Source organism: Modestobacter sp. NPDC049651, from assembly GCF_040659695.1.
Taxonomy (GTDB): Bacteria; Actinomycetota; Actinomycetes; order Mycobacteriales; family Geodermatophilaceae; genus Modestobacter.
The window spans coordinates 130,248-147,323 of sequence record NZ_JBFAOG010000005.1 but is presented as its reverse complement, the minus strand read 5'-3'; the positions used below and the strand labels follow the sequence as shown (position 1 = coordinate 147,323).

Annotated in this window: 15 protein-coding genes; 8 read left to right on the top strand and 7 right to left on the bottom strand. The window is 74.7% G+C overall.

The window, feature by feature from the left end; genetic code table 11:
- Window positions 1-30 precede the first annotated feature (30 nt).
- Window positions 31-1,566 (top strand): signal peptidase I, encoded by a 1,536-nt coding sequence (locus AB0J00_RS09705; RefSeq protein WP_357743511.1) that lies wholly within the window; start codon window positions 31-33, stop codon window positions 1,564-1,566.
- A 7-nt stretch (window positions 1,567-1,573) separates the two neighbouring features.
- On the opposite strand, the gene AB0J00_RS09700 is transcribed toward AB0J00_RS09705, so the two are convergent.
- From AB0J00_RS09700 to AB0J00_RS09685, 4 genes are all read right to left on the bottom strand, one after another.
- Window positions 1,574-1,969, bottom strand: coding sequence for a PPOX class F420-dependent oxidoreductase (locus AB0J00_RS09700; RefSeq protein ID WP_357743509.1), 396 nt, complete (start codon window positions 1,967-1,969; stop codon window positions 1,574-1,576).
- A 34-nt stretch (window positions 1,970-2,003) separates the two neighbouring features.
- Entirely contained in the window at window positions 2,004-2,975 is a 972-nt protein-coding gene (locus AB0J00_RS09695) for a sensor histidine kinase (RefSeq protein WP_357743507.1), read from the bottom strand.
- A gap of 101 nt (window positions 2,976-3,076) precedes the next feature.
- Window positions 3,077-5,176, bottom strand: a complete 2,100-nt coding sequence (locus tag AB0J00_RS09690) for a SpoIIE family protein phosphatase (protein WP_357743505.1) — start codon at window positions 5,174-5,176, stop codon at window positions 3,077-3,079.
- A gap of 178 nt (window positions 5,177-5,354) precedes the next feature.
- The gene (locus AB0J00_RS09685; protein ID WP_357743503.1) at window positions 5,355-6,866 is read right to left on the bottom strand and encodes a DHA2 family efflux MFS transporter permease subunit; all 1,512 of its coding nucleotides are present in this window, start codon (window positions 6,864-6,866) and stop codon (window positions 5,355-5,357) included.
- Window positions 6,867-7,006: 140 nt separating this feature from the next.
- Between AB0J00_RS09685 and AB0J00_RS09680 the strand changes: the two genes are divergently transcribed.
- Both AB0J00_RS09680 and AB0J00_RS09675 read left to right on the top strand, forming a co-directional pair.
- A complete protein-coding gene (locus tag AB0J00_RS09680; RefSeq protein ID WP_357743502.1) occupies window positions 7,007-7,780 on the top strand; it encodes an SDR family NAD(P)-dependent oxidoreductase in 774 nt (257 codons plus the stop codon).
- A gap of 106 nt (window positions 7,781-7,886) precedes the next feature.
- Window positions 7,887-9,512: an APC family permease gene (locus tag AB0J00_RS09675; RefSeq protein WP_357743500.1), complete on the top strand. Its 1,626-nt coding sequence runs from the start codon at window positions 7,887-7,889 to the stop codon at window positions 9,510-9,512.
- A gap of 2 nt (window positions 9,513-9,514) precedes the next feature.
- Here AB0J00_RS09675 and AB0J00_RS09670 read toward each other — a convergent pair whose 3' ends face one another.
- Window positions 9,515-10,918 (bottom strand): aspartate aminotransferase family protein, encoded by a 1,404-nt coding sequence (locus tag AB0J00_RS09670; protein ID WP_357743498.1) that lies wholly within the window; start codon window positions 10,916-10,918, stop codon window positions 9,515-9,517.
- 132 nt (window positions 10,919-11,050) lie between these two features.
- On the opposite strand from AB0J00_RS09670, the gene AB0J00_RS09665 reads away from it, so the two are divergent.
- A complete protein-coding gene (locus tag AB0J00_RS09665) occupies window positions 11,051-11,545 on the top strand; it encodes an Lrp/AsnC family transcriptional regulator (protein WP_357743496.1) in 495 nt (164 codons plus the stop codon).
- Between the two features lie 50 nt (window positions 11,546-11,595).
- On the opposite strand, the gene AB0J00_RS09660 is transcribed toward AB0J00_RS09665, so the two are convergent.
- Window positions 11,596-13,137 (bottom strand): MFS transporter, encoded by a 1,542-nt coding sequence (locus tag AB0J00_RS09660; protein WP_357743494.1) that lies wholly within the window; start codon window positions 13,135-13,137, stop codon window positions 11,596-11,598.
- A 152-nt stretch (window positions 13,138-13,289) separates the two neighbouring features.
- On the opposite strand from AB0J00_RS09660, the gene AB0J00_RS09655 reads away from it, so the two are divergent.
- Together AB0J00_RS09655 and AB0J00_RS09650 are read left to right on the top strand one after the other, a co-directional pair.
- Window positions 13,290-13,826 (top strand): TetR/AcrR family transcriptional regulator, encoded by a 537-nt coding sequence (locus AB0J00_RS09655; RefSeq protein WP_357743492.1) that lies wholly within the window; start codon window positions 13,290-13,292, stop codon window positions 13,824-13,826.
- Between the two features lie 176 nt (window positions 13,827-14,002).
- Window positions 14,003-14,125 (top strand): hypothetical protein, encoded by a 123-nt coding sequence (locus tag AB0J00_RS09650; protein ID WP_357743491.1) that lies wholly within the window; start codon window positions 14,003-14,005, stop codon window positions 14,123-14,125.
- Window positions 14,126-14,128: 3 nt separating this feature from the next.
- Here AB0J00_RS09650 and AB0J00_RS09645 read toward each other — a convergent pair whose 3' ends face one another.
- The gene (locus AB0J00_RS09645; protein WP_357743489.1) at window positions 14,129-15,340 is read right to left on the bottom strand and encodes a DUF2786 domain-containing protein; all 1,212 of its coding nucleotides are present in this window, start codon (window positions 15,338-15,340) and stop codon (window positions 14,129-14,131) included.
- A gap of 114 nt (window positions 15,341-15,454) precedes the next feature.
- Between AB0J00_RS09645 and AB0J00_RS09640 the strand changes: the two genes are divergently transcribed.
- A complete protein-coding gene (locus AB0J00_RS09640; protein ID WP_357743487.1) occupies window positions 15,455-16,237 on the top strand; it encodes an isocitrate lyase/phosphoenolpyruvate mutase family protein in 783 nt (260 codons plus the stop codon).
- A gap of 170 nt (window positions 16,238-16,407) precedes the next feature.
- On the top strand, window positions 16,408-17,013 hold the full coding sequence (locus AB0J00_RS09635; RefSeq protein WP_357743485.1) for a TMEM175 family protein: 606 nt from the start codon (window positions 16,408-16,410) through the stop codon (window positions 17,011-17,013).
- The last annotated feature ends 63 nt before the right edge of the window (window positions 17,014-17,076 follow it).

Genomic DNA, 17,076 nt, shown 5'->3' with positions numbered 1-17,076 from the left:
CCGGCCGGCCGTCCGGGCCGGTGACCTCCCATGAACGCCACCCGGACGCTCCGCCGCGTCGCCGCCGCCCTGGTGCTGCTGGCCTCGGCCTGGTTCCTGCTCCCCACCACGGTCGGTGGCAGCACGACCTACCTGGCCACCCACGGCGTGAGCATGGAGCCCCGGTTCTCCACCGGGGACCTCGCCGTCCTCCGGCCGGCGGGCGAGTACCGGGTCGGCGACGTGATCGCCTACGACAGCCCCTCGCTGCACACCGTGGTCATGCACCGGATCGTGCAGACCGACGGCGGCCGCTTCGTCACCCGAGGCGATGCGAACTCCTGGCTGGATCCCGACCACCCCGCTGCCGATGAAGTCCTCGGGCGGCTGTGGTTCCGCGTCCCCTCCGGGGGTGCGGTGCTCGGCTCGCTCCGGTCACCGACCTGGATCGCCCTCGAACTCGCTGGAACGGCAGGACTCCTCATGCTCGGGACCAAGCGCCCGCGACGCGGCCGGCACCGCACCCGGCCCGCGCGCCCGGTCAGCCTGCCCGTGCAGGCCGGCGCCCGGCAGGCCGCGGCCGCGCTGGGCCTGGTCACCGTCGTCGCCGCGCTCGCCGAGGCGGGTCTGCTGCTGGCCCCGGCCACGCAGGTCGACACCAGCACGGTCCCGTTCACCCAGTCCGGCCAGTACGCCTACGCAGCGACCGCCGTCCCCGGCGCCACCTACCCGACCGGCACCATCACCACCGGCGACCCGGTCTACACCCGCCTCGCGTCCGGCCTGACCGTGACGCTCACGGAGCAGTCCGGGGCCCGCGGCCTCACCGACCTGACCGGCGACCTGTCCCTGGCGCTGTCGCTGAGCACCACCGACGGCTGGCGCGCCGACCTCGGCGCTGGCCCGGCGGTGCCGTTCACCGCTGCCGGTGAGGGCCGGACGGCGACCGCCACCGTCGGGGTCGACCCGGCCGCCGCCGCGCAGCTGATGGCCCGGCACGCCGTGGAGGTCGGCGCCGGCGGCCCCGGCGCGGCGACGATCACCGTCACCCCCGTGCTGCGCGCCACCGCCGTCGTCTCCGGCCGGCCGGTGACGCCGGCGTCCCTCGCGCCCTTCGCCTTCTCCTTCGACGGCGGCGTGCTGCGCCCCGCCGGTGCTCCGGCGGCGCTGAGCCCCACCGCCACCAGCAGCGTGGCCGTCGAGGAGACCGGCCCGCGGCAGCTCCCGCTGCCCGGCTTCCCCGTGTCGCTGCGGGTGGCCCGGCTGGTCGTCGCCCTGCTGCTGGCCGCCGCCTCCATCGGCTGGCTGGTCGCCACCCGGCTGGGCCGGGGCACCACCGGCGGCGCGGCCGGTGACGTGCTGGTCCGCTTCGCCGGCCGGCTGGTGCCGGTCAGCTCGCTGACCACCAGCGCCACCGTCGTGGACGTCGACGACGCCGACGCCCTGCACCGCATCGCCCAGCGGCTGGACTGCCTCGTGCTCCACCACGCGGGCGCAGGCGCGCACACCTTCGCCGTCCAGGACGCGGACACGACCTACCGCTACGTCGTCCCGGTCGCGGAGCAGCCGGTCCTGCAGCCGGCCTGACCCCGGGTCAGCCCTGCGGGGAGAGCACCCGGTCGGCGGCGATGCTGACGACGAGCCGCACCTGGTCCCGGCCGCCGTACCAGGGGTAGGGGCGGCCCAGGTACTTCTGCGCCAGCTGGTCGATGTGCTCGGCGCCGCCCTCGGGCGTGATGCCGACGACCCGGCCGCGCACCTCGAAGTAGCGGGACGGGTCGTCGGGATCCGCGACGTTCACCGACACCCGCGGGTCGCGCTCCATGTTCTGCACCTTCTGGAACCCGGCCACGGTGTTGACCACGACGTGCCGGCCGTCGGTGTCGACCCAGGTCTGGGTCAGCTGCGGCGAGCCGTCGGGCATCAGCGTGGCGAGGAAGCACGGGCTGGGCCGGCGCAGCAGGTCCAGCAGCGGGGGAGGGAGGTCCACGGCGCGGACGCTACGGGGAACCCGCCTGGTCCGCTCAGCGCAGCCGGACGGTGAGCCGGACGCTGACGCCCGGGTGCTCGGGGACCACGTCGACGTGGTCGCACAGCTGCCGGGCCAGCCACAGCCCCATGCCACCGCGGGAGAGGTCCTCGCCGTGCGCCGGCCCGTACCCGGCGAAGGGGTCGTCCAGCCCGTCCCCGGAGTCGGAGATCCGGCAGACGGCACGGTCACCGGTGCTCCACAGCCGCAGCGTCACCGGCGGCCCGCCGTGCCGCACGGCGTTGGAGCTCATCTCGTCGATCGCCAGCAGGAAGTCCTCGCGCAGGTCGCGGGAGCCGCCGAGGCCGGCCAGCGCGCCGGCCACCTGGTGCCGCAGCGCGACGTAGTCCTGGACGTCGTCGACGGCCAGCAGCGGGGGAGTGTCCTCCAGCGGCTCGGCCGGCACGGGCAGCCCGCGCACGTAGTCGGCCGGGGCGACGAAGTCGGGGTTGACGGTGCGGCCCGCGGCCGTGACCAGCGTCGGGTGGGTGCGCAGCCCGGACTCCAGCACCGGGTCGGGCAGCCGGTGCGGGTCGTAGACGCACAACCCCCACAGCGGCCACGCGCCCAGCGCCTCGTTGATCACCGACTCGTAGCGCTGCCACTCCAGCCAGTCGCGGGGCCCGCTGCCGAAGTCGGTCTCGCCGACGACGCGCACGTGCCGGGAGCCTGCGGCGGTGCGCTCGTCGGCCAGCTTGCGGAACGCGGTGATCGCCGACGGCGTCCGGGACCGGTAGACCCCGTGCCGCTCGATCACCACGACCCGGTCGTCGCCGCCGAGCGCGTCGGTGAGCACCGCTGCCGCCGGGGCGCTGACCGCGACGACGGCCGCGTCACCGGCGTCCAGCCCGGCCTGCAGGAAGGGGACGGCGACCTCGGCCAGCTCGTCGGGGGAGCCCGGGAAGGTGATGTCGTGCCGGTAGCGGTGATCGCCCGTGCCGAGCTGCCCCGCTCCCGATCCGTGCACCGTTGCGTTCCTCCTGCGTCCTCCGGCCGCTGCTCGGCCGGGCTCCACGGTAGGCGACGGCGGGCAAGATCGTGCTCCCCCGGCGTCCGGTGGTCCCCCGCTCACGGGACGGCCGGGTCCGGCGGCACCGAGAGCGGCACCCGGTTGGGGCCCGCCTCGCGCGGCCGCGGGCGGTCCTGCGGGTGCAGCCGCACGGCCACCAGGGCCACGTCGTCGTCCGGCTTGCCGTCGACCAGCCGCTGCAGGAGCTCGTCGCACAGCTGCTGCAGCGGCACGTCGGCGAGCTCGCCCAGGTGCCGGGTGAGCCGCTCCAGCCCGGTGTCCAGGTCGGCGTCGCGGCGCTCGATGAGCCCGTCGGTGTACAGCAGCACCGTCGTCCCCCGGTCGAGCGTGACCACCGACTCGGTGCGCTCGAACAGCGGGTCGACCCCGAGCAGCAGGTCGGCCTTCCAGTCGGCGAGCACCGTCACCGTGCCGTCCGGGTCCAGCGCCAGCGGCGGCAGGTGGCCGGCGTTCGACCAGGTCATCCGGGTCACGGCGGCCTCGCGCTCGCCGGCGGTCTGCTCGAACCGGGCGACGGTGGCGGTGGCCAGCGTGCCCACCTGCAGCACCTCCATCGAGGCGTCCAGGCCGCGCAGCACCTCGGCCGGGCCGGCGTTGCTGTAGGTGGCGATGCCGCGCAGCAGGCCGCGCAGCTGCCCCATCGCGGCGGCGGCCGCGGTGTCGTGCCCGACCACGTCGCCGATGACCAGCGTGGTCGCGCCTCCCGGTTGCAGGAACGCGTCGTACCAGTCGCCGCCCACCCGGGCCGCCTCCGCGGCGGGCAGGTAGCGCACCACGATCTCGGCGTGGTCGGGCTCGGGCGGGTCGGTGAGCAGGCTGCGCTGCAGCCCCTCGGCCAGCTGCTGCTGCTCACCGAACAGCCGCGCGTTGTCCCAGGCCAGCCCGGCGCGGTCGGCGACGTCCTGGGCGACGGAGATGTCCTCGTCGGTGGGGGAGTGGCCGGCGGAGTAGAAGAGGGTGAGCAGGCCCAGCGTGCGGCCGCGGGCGCGCAGCGGCAGCGCCACCTCCGACTCGGGGTCGAGCATGCTCAGCAGGTCGTGCGCCGGGCCGGGCAGCAGCAGGTCGAGCACCTCGGTGCCGCTGAAGCGCAGCGCCGTCCCCAGGTTGAGCGCCCGGGAGACCGGCGAGGTGATGGGCATCGACTCCAGCCGGAACTCGGCGTACCGCTCGAGCAGCGAGCGGCTGGCCGGGTCGACGTGCCAGGAGCCGACGTCCCGGGGCTGACCGTCGGGCTCGATGACCGTGAGGATGCAGTAGTCGGCCAGCGCCGGGACGACGAGCCGGGGCAGCCGCGCGGTGGCGGCGGCGACGTCCAGGGTGGTCGCCAGCTCGCTGCTGACCTGGGCGAGCAGGGCGACGCGGCGGGCGGCCCGCTCGGCGCGCTCCTGGGCCTGGCGGCGCTGGGTGACCTCCAGGAAGTAGACCGACAGCCCGTCCGGCGTCGGCCACGCGCGCAGCTCGTACCAGCCGTCCAGCGGAGCGGGGTAGTGCGCGTCGAAGGCGATCGGCTCGCCGGTCTCCAGCGCCCGCCGGAAGTTCTCGTCGAAGGCGCTGTCCAGCGCCGACGGGAAGGCCTCCCAGACGACCCGGCCGAGCAGGTCCTCGCGGCGCTGCTCGAGCAGCCGCTCGGCCTCGGCGTTGACGTGGGTGAACCGCCACTCCCGGTCCAGCGTGTAGAAGCCCGCGGGCATCGCCTCGAGGATGCGGGTCACCCGCGCCCCGGCGTCCTGCTCCGCCGTGACGTCGTAGGCCACGCCGATCACCCGGGTGGCCCGGCCGTCGCGCGGCTGCAGACCCCGGCCGCGGGCGGCGATCCAGCGGGTCTCGCCCGTGGGCAGCAGCACGCGGTAGTCGGCCTCGTAGTCGCCGGCCTCGTCGATCGCGTGCTGCAGCGCCTCGGTGACCCGCGGCAGGTCATCGGGGTGCAGCCGGGCGTTGAAGCTGTCGATGCTGCGGTCGAACGAGTCGGCGTGGTAGCCGAACATCTCGACCAGCCGCTCGTCCCAGCTGAGCACGCCGGTGGTCAGGTCCCAGTCGAAGGTGCCGATGCCGGCGGCGTCGATGGCCAGCTGAGCACGAACCCGGGTCGCGTCGTCCTGCGTCCCCCCGGGGCCGCCGACCTGCGTCGGCTCTGCCACGTACCCACCACTTCCGTCCGGGCGCGGGCCGGCTTGATCACTGCTCGTTGATGAACACGCGCCAACGAGTTATGTCACGTCGGTTGGCCGGTGGCAAGCACCGGGCCGTCCACCACCGTACGGGTCGCGGCCGGCGGGCCCGTCCGGCCGGCGAGGTGCGCCGGCCGGACGGGGGTGCTCAGTGACCGGCGGGCGCCGCGGCCCCCGGCCGGCCGGCCGGGTTGGCGCCCCAGGGCAGGACGACCAGGGTCAGCACGGCGGCGACGAGGAAGATCCCCGCCGACACCAGGAACGCCCGGGTGTCACCGGCCACCGACGCCGCGGCGATCGTGGTCGCCGAGGGCCGGCCGCCGGAGGCGTGGTCGGTCAGGTAGGACGCCGTCACGGTCGAGGCGATCGTGTTCAGCAGCGCCGTGCCCAGCGCGCCGCCGACCTGCTGGCCGGTGTTGACCAGCGCCGAGGCGACACCGGCGTCCTGGGCCTGCACGCCGGAGGTGGCCGTGTTGAAGCAGGACGCGAAGATCATGCCCATCCCGAGGCCCATGACGAACAGCGCCGGCAGGACGTGGGCGGCGTAGCTGCTGCCCAGGTGCAGCCGCCACATCACGAGCAGGCCGGCCGCGCCGAGCAGCTGACCGGTGAGGATCAGCGGCTTCGGGCCGATGCGGGGCAGCAGCCGGGTCGCGATGACCGTGGAGCTGATGATGATGCCGGCGACGAACGGCAGGAACGCGACGCCGGCCTTCAGCGGCGTGAAGCCGAGCACCTGCTGCATGTAGTAGGTGAGGAAGAGGAACACGGCGAACATGCCGATGGCGGCCAGCGCGATCGCCAGGTAGGCGCCGCCCCGACGCCGGTCGAGCACCACGCGCAGCGGCAGCAACGGGTGGCCGGTGCGGGTCTGGATCAGCACGAAGGCGACCAGCAGGACGACCGACACCGCGATGAGGCCGACCGTCCAGGGGTCGGTCCAGCCGTCGGTCTCGGCGCGGGAGAACGCGTAGACCAGGCCGGCGAGGCCCAGCACGGCGGTGACGACACCGGGGATGTCCAGCCGGACGCCGGTCGACCGCGGGACGTTGGGCAGGACGACGAACGCGCCGACCGCGGCGATGACCGCGATGGGCAGGTTCACGTAGAGGCACCAGGCCCAGCTGAGGTACTCGGTGAGCAGGCCGCCCAGCAGGAGGCCGATCGCGGCCCCGGCGCCGGCGATGGAGCCGAAGATGCCGAAGGCCTTCCCGCGCTCGACCGGGTCGGTGAAGGTGATCGTCAGCAGCGACAGCGCCGAGGGGGCCAGCAGCGCACCGAAGGCGCCCTGCAGGGCGCGGGCGATCACCAGCAGCTCGATGCCCTGCGCGGCGCCGCCGAGCGCGGAGGCGGCGGCGAAGCCGATCAGCCCGATCATCAGCGTGCGCTTGCGGCCGAACAGGTCGGCCAGCCGGCCGCCGAGCAGCAGCAGGCCACCGAAGGCCAGGGAGTAGGCGGTGACGACCCACTGCCGGTCGGCGTTGGAGAAGTCCAGCGCCTGCTGGGCGCTGGGCAGCGCGATGTTCACGATGGTCGCGTCGAGCACGACCATCAGCTGGGCCAGGCCGAGGAAGCCGAGGACGGCCCAGCGGCGGTTGTGTTGGCGGTCCTGGCCGGCGGCGGCGGTGGCCGAGCCGGACGGAGCGGCGAGGTGGGACACGGGCAGGGGCTCCCGGCTGCAGGGGGTCGGAGCGGACAGGCGCCACATCGCGCCGGGAGGCCGAACAGCGGTCCGGGCTTCCTTGTTCCCGCCAACCGGGTACGTGTGTGGGCGTGGCCCGGGCGGGGGATGTCCGGCAGGTGAACCGCGCGAGCTACGACTTCTCCGGATCCGTCGTCCTGGTCACCGGTGGGGGCTCCGGGATCGGCCGGGCGATCACCCGGGCGTTCCTCGCCGCCGGTGCCACGGTGGCCGTCGTCGGCCGCCGGATGGACCGGCTCACCGACGCGCTGGCCGGGTACCCCGACGAGCGGACCTCGGCGGTCCAGGCCGACCTGTCCGACGGCCGGCAGGTGGCGGCGGTCGTCGAGCAGGTGCGCGAGCGGTTCGGGCGGCTGGACGTCGTCGTCTCCAACGCCGCCGGCTACGAGAGCGGCCCGGTCGACCGGCTCTCCGACAGCGCGTGGGCGGTGCTGTGGGCGACCAACGTCGACGCGTTCTTCCACCTGGCCAAGACCGCGCTGCCGCACCTCGCCGAGACCCACGGCTCGCTGGTCGCGGTCTCGTCGGTGTCCGGGCTGCGCGGCGACTGGGGGCAGGCCGCCTACAACGCGACCAAGGCCGCGGTCACCAACTTCGTCCGCTCCCTGGCCCTGGACTGGGGCCCGGCCGGCGTGCGGCTCAACGCCGTGGCCCCGTCGTTCACGCTGACCGAGCTCACCGAGGGCGTCGGGCGGGACGACGAGTCGCTGGCGCCGTACGTCAACCGGGTCGCGCTCGGCCGCCCGGCCGAACCCGACGACATCGCGCCCGCCGTCCTCTTCCTGGCCAGCGACGCCGCCCGCTACGTCACCGGCGCCGTGCTCCCGGTCGACGGCGGGACGTCGGCGTCGACCGGGCAACCGCACGTGTGACCGCAGCCGCAGGCGTGGTCCCGGACGTCGGCGGTCGGTCAGTGCCGCGCAACCCTTAAGGTCGCGCGGGCTGCGACGGTCGTTCGCACCGATCGGAGGAGCAGCAGTGGCGAACACCCGGACCGCCCCGCGGGTCGACGGCACGGCCGTCGACAAGGGCCTCAAGCGGGGCGCGCTTGGCCTGTTCTCCTCCATCGTGCTCGGCGTCTCGTCGACCGCGCCGGCCTACGCGCTGGCCGCCACGCTGGGCTTCGTCGTCATCGCGGTCGGGGTCAAGGCGCCGGCGGTGATGCTGCTGGCGTTCGTGCCGATGTGGCTGGTCGCGGTGGCCTACTCGGAGCTCAACAAGCGGGAGCCCGACTGCGGCACCACCTTCACCTGGGCAGCGCGGGCGTTCGGTCCGCGCACCGGGTGGATGGGCGGCTGGGGGATCATCGCCGCCGACGTCATCGTCATGGCCAACCTGGCGCAGGTCGCCGGCGCCTACGGCTACCGGCTGGTCGGGCTGGACTCCCTGGCCGACAGCGCCCTGTGGACGACGGTCGCCGGCGTCGCGTGGATCGCGCTGATGACCTGGATCTGCTACCGGGGGATCGAACCGACCGCGCGGGTGCAGAACGTGCTGCTCGGCGTGGAGGTCGTCGTCCTGATCGCCTTCGCCGCGTACGCGCTGGTGAAGGTCTACTCCGGCGGCGCGCCCGCCGGGGCGCTGCACCCGTCGCTGTCCTGGCTCTGGCCGTCGGGGCTGTCCTGGTCCTCGCTCAACGAGGCCGTGCTGCTGGCGATCTTCATCTACTGGGGCTGGGACTCCGCGGTCGCGGTCAACGAGGAGACCGCCAACCCGACCAGGGCGCCGGGCCGGGCCGCGATCGTCTCGACGCTGCTGCTGGTGGGCATCTACACCGTGGTCTCGGTGGCGACCGTCGCGTTCGCCGGCGTCGGCGACACCGGCGTCGGGCTGGGCAACGAGGCGAACGCGGAGGACGTGTTCAACGCGCTGGGCGCCACGGTCTTCGGCGACGGCGTCTTCGGGCGGGTGTTCGAGGCGCTGCTGATCATCTCCGTGCTCACCTCGTCGGCGGCCTGCACCCAGACGACGATCCTGCCGACCGCGCGCGGCTCGCTGTCGATGGCCGCCTACCGGGCGCTGCCCGCGTCGTTCGCCCGCATCCACCCGCGCCACCTGACCCCGACGGTCTCCACCGTGTGGATGGGCATCGTCTCGGCGGCGTTCTACGTCGGTCTGACGCTGGTCAGCGAGAACGTGCTGGTCGACTCGATCACCGCCACCGGGCTGCTCATCGCCTTCTACTACGGGCTCACCGGGTTCGCCTGCGCCTGGCAGTTCCGCCGCGACCTGCACGGCCCGCGCGACCTGCTGATGCGGTTCGTGCTGCCGCTGCTCGGCGGGCTGTTCATGCTCGCCGTCTTCGTGCTGGCCTGCGTCGAGTACGCCGACCCCGAGTACGGCGAGACGGTGTTCCACGGCGTCGGCGGGGTGTTCGTCATCGGCATCGGGTCGCTGCTGCTCGGCGTCCTGCTGATGGAGGTCTACGCGCGGATCGCGCCGGCCTTCTTCCGCGGGCAGACCATGCTGCACGGCACCGGCGACCTGCTGCTGGAGGCGGACACGCCGACCGTGTCGCTGCCGGACAGCCACGAGTCGACGGTCATCGCGCCGGACCGGTCGAACCTCCCGCCCGGCCACCAGCCCTACGACCCGCGCGGCTGAGCTCAGCCCGCCCAGACCTCGCGGTCCCAGGCGTCGGTGAGGACGCCGCGGAGCACCTGCTCGATCTCGTCGAACTCCGGCTGCCCGCAGATCAGCGGCGGGGCGAGCATGACCACCGGGTCGCCGCGGTCGTCGACCCGGCAGTAGAGGCCTGCCTCGAAGAGCGCTCCGGACAGGAACCCCCGCAGCAGCCGTTCCCGCTCGGCGGCGTCGAACGTCTCCTTGCGGCCGCGGTCCTTGACCAGCTCGACGGCGTAGAAGAAGCCCTCGCCCCGGACGTCGCCGACGATCGGCAGGTCCAGCAGCTGCTCCAGGGTGCGGCGGAGGTCGTCCTCGGTCCGGCGGACGTGCCCGCCCAGGTCCTCCCGGTCGAACAGGTCGAGGTTGGCCAGCGCGACGGCGGCCGACACCGGGTGCCCGCCGAACGTGTAGCCGTGCGGGAAGGACGTCGTCCCCTGCAGGAACGGCTCCATGACCCGGTCGGAGGCGATCATCGCGCCGATGGGTGAGTAACCCGACGTCATGCCCTTGGCGCAGGTGATCAGGTCGGGCACGTAGCCGTACCGCTCGCAGCCGAACGTGGTGCCCAGCCGGCCGAACGCGCAGATCACCTCGTCGCTGACCAGCAGCACGTCGTGCCGGTCGCAGATCTCGCGCAACCGCTCGAAGTAGCCCGGCGGCGGCGGGATCGCGCCGCCGGCGTTCTGCACCGGCTCGACGAAGACCGCGGCGACGGTGTCCGCGCCCTCGAAGAGGATCGCCTGCTCGACCTGGTCGGCGGCCCAGCGGCCGAACGCCTTCGGGTCGTCGCCGAACACCGGCGCGCGGTAGAGGTTGGTGTTCGCCGCCCGGTGCGCCCCGGGCACCAGCGGCTCGAACGCCGCCTTCATCGCCGGGACGCCGGTGATCGACAGGGCTCCCTGCGTGGTGCCGTGGTAGGCGACCGCGCGGCTGACGACCTTGTGCTTCGTCGGCTTGCCGACCAGCTTGAAGTACTGCTTGGCGACCTTCCACGCGGTCTCGACCGCCTCGCTGCCGCCGGTGGTGAAGAAGACCCGGTTCAGGTCGCCGGGGGCCGCGGCGGCCAGCCGGCCGGCCAGCTCGATCGCCGCCGGGTGCGCGTAGCCCCACACCGGGAAGTAGGCGAGAGTCTCCGCCTGCCGCGCCGCGGCGGCCGCGAGCTCCTGCCGGCCGTGCCCCGCCTGGACGACGAACAGCCCGGAGAGACCGTCGAGGTAGGAGCGGCCGCGGTCGTCGACGATCCGGGCACCCTCGCCGCGCACGATCACCGGCGGCGCGGTGTCGACGTAGCTGCCCATCCGCGCGAAGTGCAGCCAGAGGTTGCGCGCTGCAGTCGGTCCGTACGGGGAGTCGGGCTCGGTGACCTGTTGCTCGGTGGCGGTCATGGCGAGCCTTTCCGTCGTCCAGGCCTGCTGCGGTGAGCCGAAGCGTAGCCCGGACGCGCCGTGGCCAACGACTTCGTCGCCGGAGTGGCCGGATACGCTGCGGCCCGTGGAGCTGGGGCTGTGGTGCGCACCGTGACCGAACGCAGTCGGACGCATGCGCTGGACGACGTGTCGCGCGCGATCATCGAGCAGCTGCGGGAGGACGGCCGCCGGTCCTACGCCCGCATCGCCAGCGCGGTGGGGCTGTCGGAGGCCGCCGTCCGCCAGCGGGTGCAGCGGCTCCTCGACGCCGGCGTCGTGCAGATCGTCGCGGTCACCGATCCGCAGCAGGTCGGGTACGCCCGGCAGGCCATGATCGGCATCAAGGCCCACGGTGACACCCGCGCCGTCGCCGACCAGCTGGCCGCGCTCGACGCGGTCACCTACGTGGTCATCTCGGCCGGCTCGCTGGACCTGCTGGCCGAGGTCGTGTGCACCGACGACGGCCAGCTGCTCGAGGTGGTCAGCCAGATGCGCGCGATCAGCGGCGTCGAGTCGACCGAGACCTTCGTGTACCTGGGGCTGCGCAAGCAGGCCCACACCTGGGGCATCCACCGCCCCGAGCCGCCCACCGGCCCGGCGGTCTGACCCCACCGGCCCGGTGGGGGCCTTCCTGTCGGGCCTGACGGGCGCCGCGCTCAGACCGCCACCGGGGTGAGCTCGTCGGGCGCGACCGGTGCGGGCTGCGGGCGGGCGGGCAGGAGGGCCAGCACCGCCAGCGTCCCGAGGGCGCAGGCCGCGGCCGCGACCCACGAGCCCGCGGCCACGCCGTCCAGGAACGACTGCTGGACGGCGGCGGTGGCCAGGTCGCCGGGCAGTCCGTCGGCGACGGCCAGGCCCGCGGTGAGCGAGTCGGCGGCGGGCCGGGCGGCGGCCGCCGGAGCGCCCGCGCCGGTGAGCGCGTCGAGCACCGCGGGGCCGTAGACGGTGCTCATCACCGAGCCGACCACGGCCACGCCCAGCGTGCCGCCGACCTCGCGCACGGTGTCGTTGACCGCGGAGCCGGCGCCGGCCTGGTCGCCGCGCAGCGCGCCCATCACCGCCTCGGTCGCAGGCCCGGTGACCAGCCCCAGCCCCGCCGCCATCAGCACCATGGCCAGCACGACCCGCCCCCAGTAGGCCGACTCCAGGGTCGACCCGGCCGCCACCGCGAACCCGGCGGCCATGGTCAGCAGCCCGGCCGCGACCACCAGCTTCGTGCCCACCGCCCGCATCGCGAGGATCGCGAGCGGGGACACCGCGCCGATCACGACCGCGAACGGCAGGGTGGCCAGCCCCGCGGTGAGGGTGTCGTAGCCGCGGACTCCCTGGAAGTACTGGGTGATCAGGAAGATGAACCCGAACAGGCTGAAGAAGGCCAGCGCGATGGCGCCGCTGCCCACCGACACCCGCCGGTCGCGGAACAGCCGGACGTCGAGCATCGGCGTCCGGGTGGTCAGCTCGCGGGCCAGGAACCCGGCCAGCGCCGCCGCCGCGCCCGCGTAGCCGGCGATCGTGGCGGGCGACGCCCAGCCGCGCCGCGGCGCCTCGATCGTCGTCCAGACCAGCAGGCCGATCGCGGCGACCGAGGCGGCGGCGCCGACCAGGTCGAACCGGCCCCGCTCCGCGCCGCGCGACTCGGTGAGCAGCAGCCGGCCGGCGACCAGTGCCAGCGCGGCCAGCGGCACGTTGACCAGGAAGACCGACCCCCACCAGAAGTGCTCGAGCAGCACCCCGCCGCTGACCGGGCCGACCGCCACCGCGAGCCCGGAGACCGCGGACCAGACGCCGATCGCGGTCGCCCGCTCGCGCCGGTCGGGGAAGGTGCTCACCAGCAGCGCCAGGGTCGCGGGGTAGATCGCCGCGGCGGCCATGCCCATCGCCACCCGGCCGGCGACCAGCTGGCCGGTCGAGCCGGCGGACGCCGCCGCGACCGAGGTGACCGCGAAGACGACCAGGCCGGCCTGCAGCACCCGGCGGCGGCCGAACCGGTCGCCGAGCGCGCCGCCGAGCAGCAGCAGCGCCGCGAACGCCAGGGTGTAGCCGTCGACGACCCACTGGAGGTCGCTGGTCGTCGCCTGCAGCTCGCGCCCCAGGGTCGGCAGCGCGACGTTGACGATCGTGTTGTCGACGCTCACCAGCAGCACCGACAGGCAGAGCACGGCGAGCACCCACCACCGGCGGGGGAGTGGATCGGACATGACGGCCTCCTTGATGGAACGTTGTGCTACAACGGTAGAACGACGTTCTACAGGGCGTCAACAGGGCAGCGCGGGAGGATGTCGGGGTGCCGACCACCGGAGCAGGGACCACGGGCGCGCGGACGCCGAGCAGGGACGTCGAGCAGGCGCTCGTGGACGCCGCCGAGCGGGTGCTCGCGCGCGACGGGCTGGCCGGGCTGACGGTGCGCGCGGTGGCGGCCGAGGCCGGCGTCGCGCCGATGGGTGTCTACAACCGCTTCGGCAGCAAGGACGGGCTGGTCGCCGCGGTGCTCGTGCGCGGGTTCGACGGCCTCCGGGCGGCCGTGCTCGAGGACGACGACCCCGACCCGCTCGCCCGGCTGGTGGCCAGCGGGCGCAACTACCGCCGGTTCGCCCTCGCCCACCCGCAGCACTACACGGCGATGTTCGGCGGGGGTGGCGGGGCCGCGGACGCGACCGCCGAGGTGGTCGAGCACGGCGCCGCGGCGTTCGGGGCGCTGGTCGGGCACGTGCGGACGGCGATGGCGGCCGGGGCGCTGCGCGAGGGGGACCCGGCGGAGACCGCGCAGCTGATCTGGAGCGCGGTGCACGGCGCGGTGAGCCTCGAGCTCGCCAACGGCCTGCTCACCCCCGACCCCGCGGCCACCTACGAGGCGCTGCTGCAGCTGATCGTCGCCGGCCTGCGGTGACCGCCGTCCTCACCCGCACGGGTGAGGTCCGGCCCGCCGCGGCGGTCGCGGGGCCGGTGACCCTTCAGCCGCCCGCCGTCCCTGCCGACGCAGAGGGGGACGGAAGGAGCCGGGACATGTTGAGCTTGGCGTGCACCGCAGTCGGACAGGCTGCACTGGTTGCCGGGACGGCGTCGATGGACGACACCGAGCCCTGGCGGTTGCTGTTCGTGTCCGGGTGGCTGACCACGGCCACCGACCTGGTCCACCAGGCGAACCTGATCGAGTCGTTCAGCGCGGAGCTCGACGTCCTGCTCTGAGCGTCACGCCGGCCCCAGGCGCGCCCGGGTGCCGCCCAGGTCGGCGGCGTCGGCCGCCTGCCGGCCGGCCGTCCAGCCGGCCGCGTCGACGGTGCGGCCGCCCCGGCGGCGCAGCTGCGGGAACAGGTCCTCGACCGCCCGGTCGACGGCCGCCTGCCGGTCGGCGAGCACCGGGGCCAGCGCGCTGCCGTACTCGGCGCGCGCCTCGGTGCGGGCCTGGTCGCGCGCCTCGGACAGCCGCTCCTCGATGCGCTGCGCGTAGGCGTAGAGGAAGCCGCGCCGGAAGGCGGTCGAGCGCGCCCGCGCCCCACCGGACCGGGTGGCCTCCCCGAGCCCCCGGCCCGCCTGCACGAGCAGCGACGTGACCAGCAGCTCCACCAGGTCGACGTCGCTGCGCATGCCGACCATCGTGACGATGCCGAACGCCGGCACCAGCACCACGCGGACGCCGTTCACCCCGGCCACCGCCTGCACCAGCGCCGCCTTCGCCTCCGAGTGCGGATCGGTGAGGTGCAGCCGCCGGGCCTCCACCTCCGCGGCCGTCCAGTCCGCGCCGCCGCCGGCGAGCATGGCCGCGTCGATGGCGTAGCGGCTCATCAGCTCCTGCGCCTTGGCGGTCAGCGACTCCGCCTCCGCCTCGAACTCCGTCGACTCGGCCTTGGCCAGCAGACCGCGGATGCGGCCCAGCGCCCGCTCGTCGGTGACCACCGCGGCGGCGTCGGCCGCCGGCCGGCTGCTCGCCGACCAGGCCGAGGGCGGGGGGAGCAACTGCTCCAGCCGCGGCAGGGTGCGCAGCACGCCGGTCACCCGCAGCACGTCCCGCCAGCCGGCCGCCGGCGCGATCCCCTCGGCCTGCCACCAGTCGCGCACGCTGCCCGGCGCGCCCCCGAGCTCGGCCAGCTGGGCGGCCCACGACGTCGGCATGCCCGCGGCCGCGGCCCGCCCACCGGTGGCGACCAGGCCGGCCGCGAGCCGGGCCGCACGCTGGGTGACCCGGCGGCCGACCACGTGCACGACGTCCGCGGGCTGCCAGCCCGCCTCCCACAGCGGGGGCAGCAGTTCCAGCAGCACGGTGTGCGCGACACCGGCGGAGTCGACGCCCGGGTCGCGCACCAGCAGCCGGTCGACGACCCGGTCCAGCTCCTGCGTCGTCACACCCGGCTGGGCCGCGAGGCGGGCGCCGGCCAGCACCAGCCGCAGCACGTCGTCGTCCACGCCAGCTCCTCCGCTCGGTCGAATGGGCCCCGCCAGGCTACGGACGCGACGGCCGTCCACAGGCGGCGCCACGTCGACCTGTGGACATGTCGACACGTCGCTACGTTGACCCCCATGACCGACCTGGCGAGCCGCGCCCGCACCCTGCTGGACCTGCACACCGCACCGGAGATCCTGGTGCTGACCAACGTGTGGGACGTGGTGTCCGCCCAGGTCGCGGCCGCCACCGAGGGCGCCCGCGCGCTGGCCACCGCCAGCCACGGGATCGCCGCCACCTTCGGCTACGAGGACGGCGAGAACATCCCGCTCGACCTGCACCTGGACATGGTCCGGCGGATCGCCGCCGCCGTGGACCTGCCGGTCAGCATGGACATGGAGGCCGGCTACGGCGACGCGGGGGAGACCGCCCGCCGGGCCATCGAGGCCGGCGTCGTCGGCGGCAACCTCGAGGACCAGATGAAGCCGCTGGACGAGGCGGTCGCCGCGGTCGAGGCCGTCGTCCGGGCCGGGCGCGACGCCGGCGTCGACTTCGTGCTCAACGCCCGCACCGACACGTTCGTCCGGGCCGCCGAGGGCGCCGACCGCGGCGAGCTGGTGGCCGAGGCGGTCCGCCGGGGGAAGGCGTACCTCGAGGCCGGTGCACCGGTGGTGTTCGTGCCGCGGCTGGTCGACCGGGAGGAGATCGCCGCCGTCGTCGAGGGGCTGGGCCGCAACCGGCTGACCCTGATCAGCGTCCCGGGCGCGTCGCTGCCCGCGCGGGAGATGCAGGAGCTCGGCGTCGCCCGGGTGTCGACCGGGCCGTTCACCCAGCGGGTCGCGCTGACCGCCTTCCAGGACGCGGCCGCCGAGATGCTGGCGGGCGGCACGCTGCCCGCCGGGACGCGCGCGCTCAACTGAGGTGACCCGGCGACCGGCCGGATGCCCGTTCGGGACCCCGACCTGACCACCCGCCAGGTGCGGGCCGCCGCCACCTCGGTGCTGCCCGGCGCCAGGGTCAGCCGGCTGGTCTCTGGCGCGACGAGCTCCTCTGGACCAAGCCGCCCACGTCGACCACCTAGCCTGCCCGGGTGCGCACCGAGCGAGGGCTGGACCGGCTGCTGACCTTCCTCGACGCGATCGTGGCCATCGCGATCACCCTGCTGGTGCTCCCGCTGGTCGACCTGCTGGCCGAGGGCCCGCACGACGACCTGGCCGGCCTGCTGGGCGACCACCTGGCCGACTTCGGCTCGTTCGCGCTGAGTTTCGTCGTCATCGCCCGGCTGTGGCTGGGGCACCACCGGATCGGGGAGTGGGTCGGCGGGTACGACACGGCGTTCCTGTGGGTGAACCTGTGGTGGGCGTTCTCCATCGTGCTGCTGCCGTTCGCCAGCGGGGTGGTGGCCGAGTACGGCACCCAGCGGCTGTCGGTGGCCCTCTACATCGGGACGATCACGGCGAGCTCGGCGGCGACGGCGACCCTGACCGTGCTGGTCCGGCGGCGCTCGGGTCTGCGCCGCGAGGAGGTGGCCGAGCCCGACGTCGACGTTGTCCCGGCGGTGGTCGCGCCCGCGCTGTTCCTGGTCGCGCTGGCGGTCGGGGTGGCGGTGCCGCAGGTCAACTTCTACGCGCTCCTGCTGCTGTTCCTGTCCGGCCCCGTCGAGCGGCTGGTCCGCCGGGCCGCCTCCCGGGGGTGAGCTGGGCCACCAGCGGTGGCCGGGGCACGGGAACCGGCGTTCCATCGGGGGAGGACGCCGACG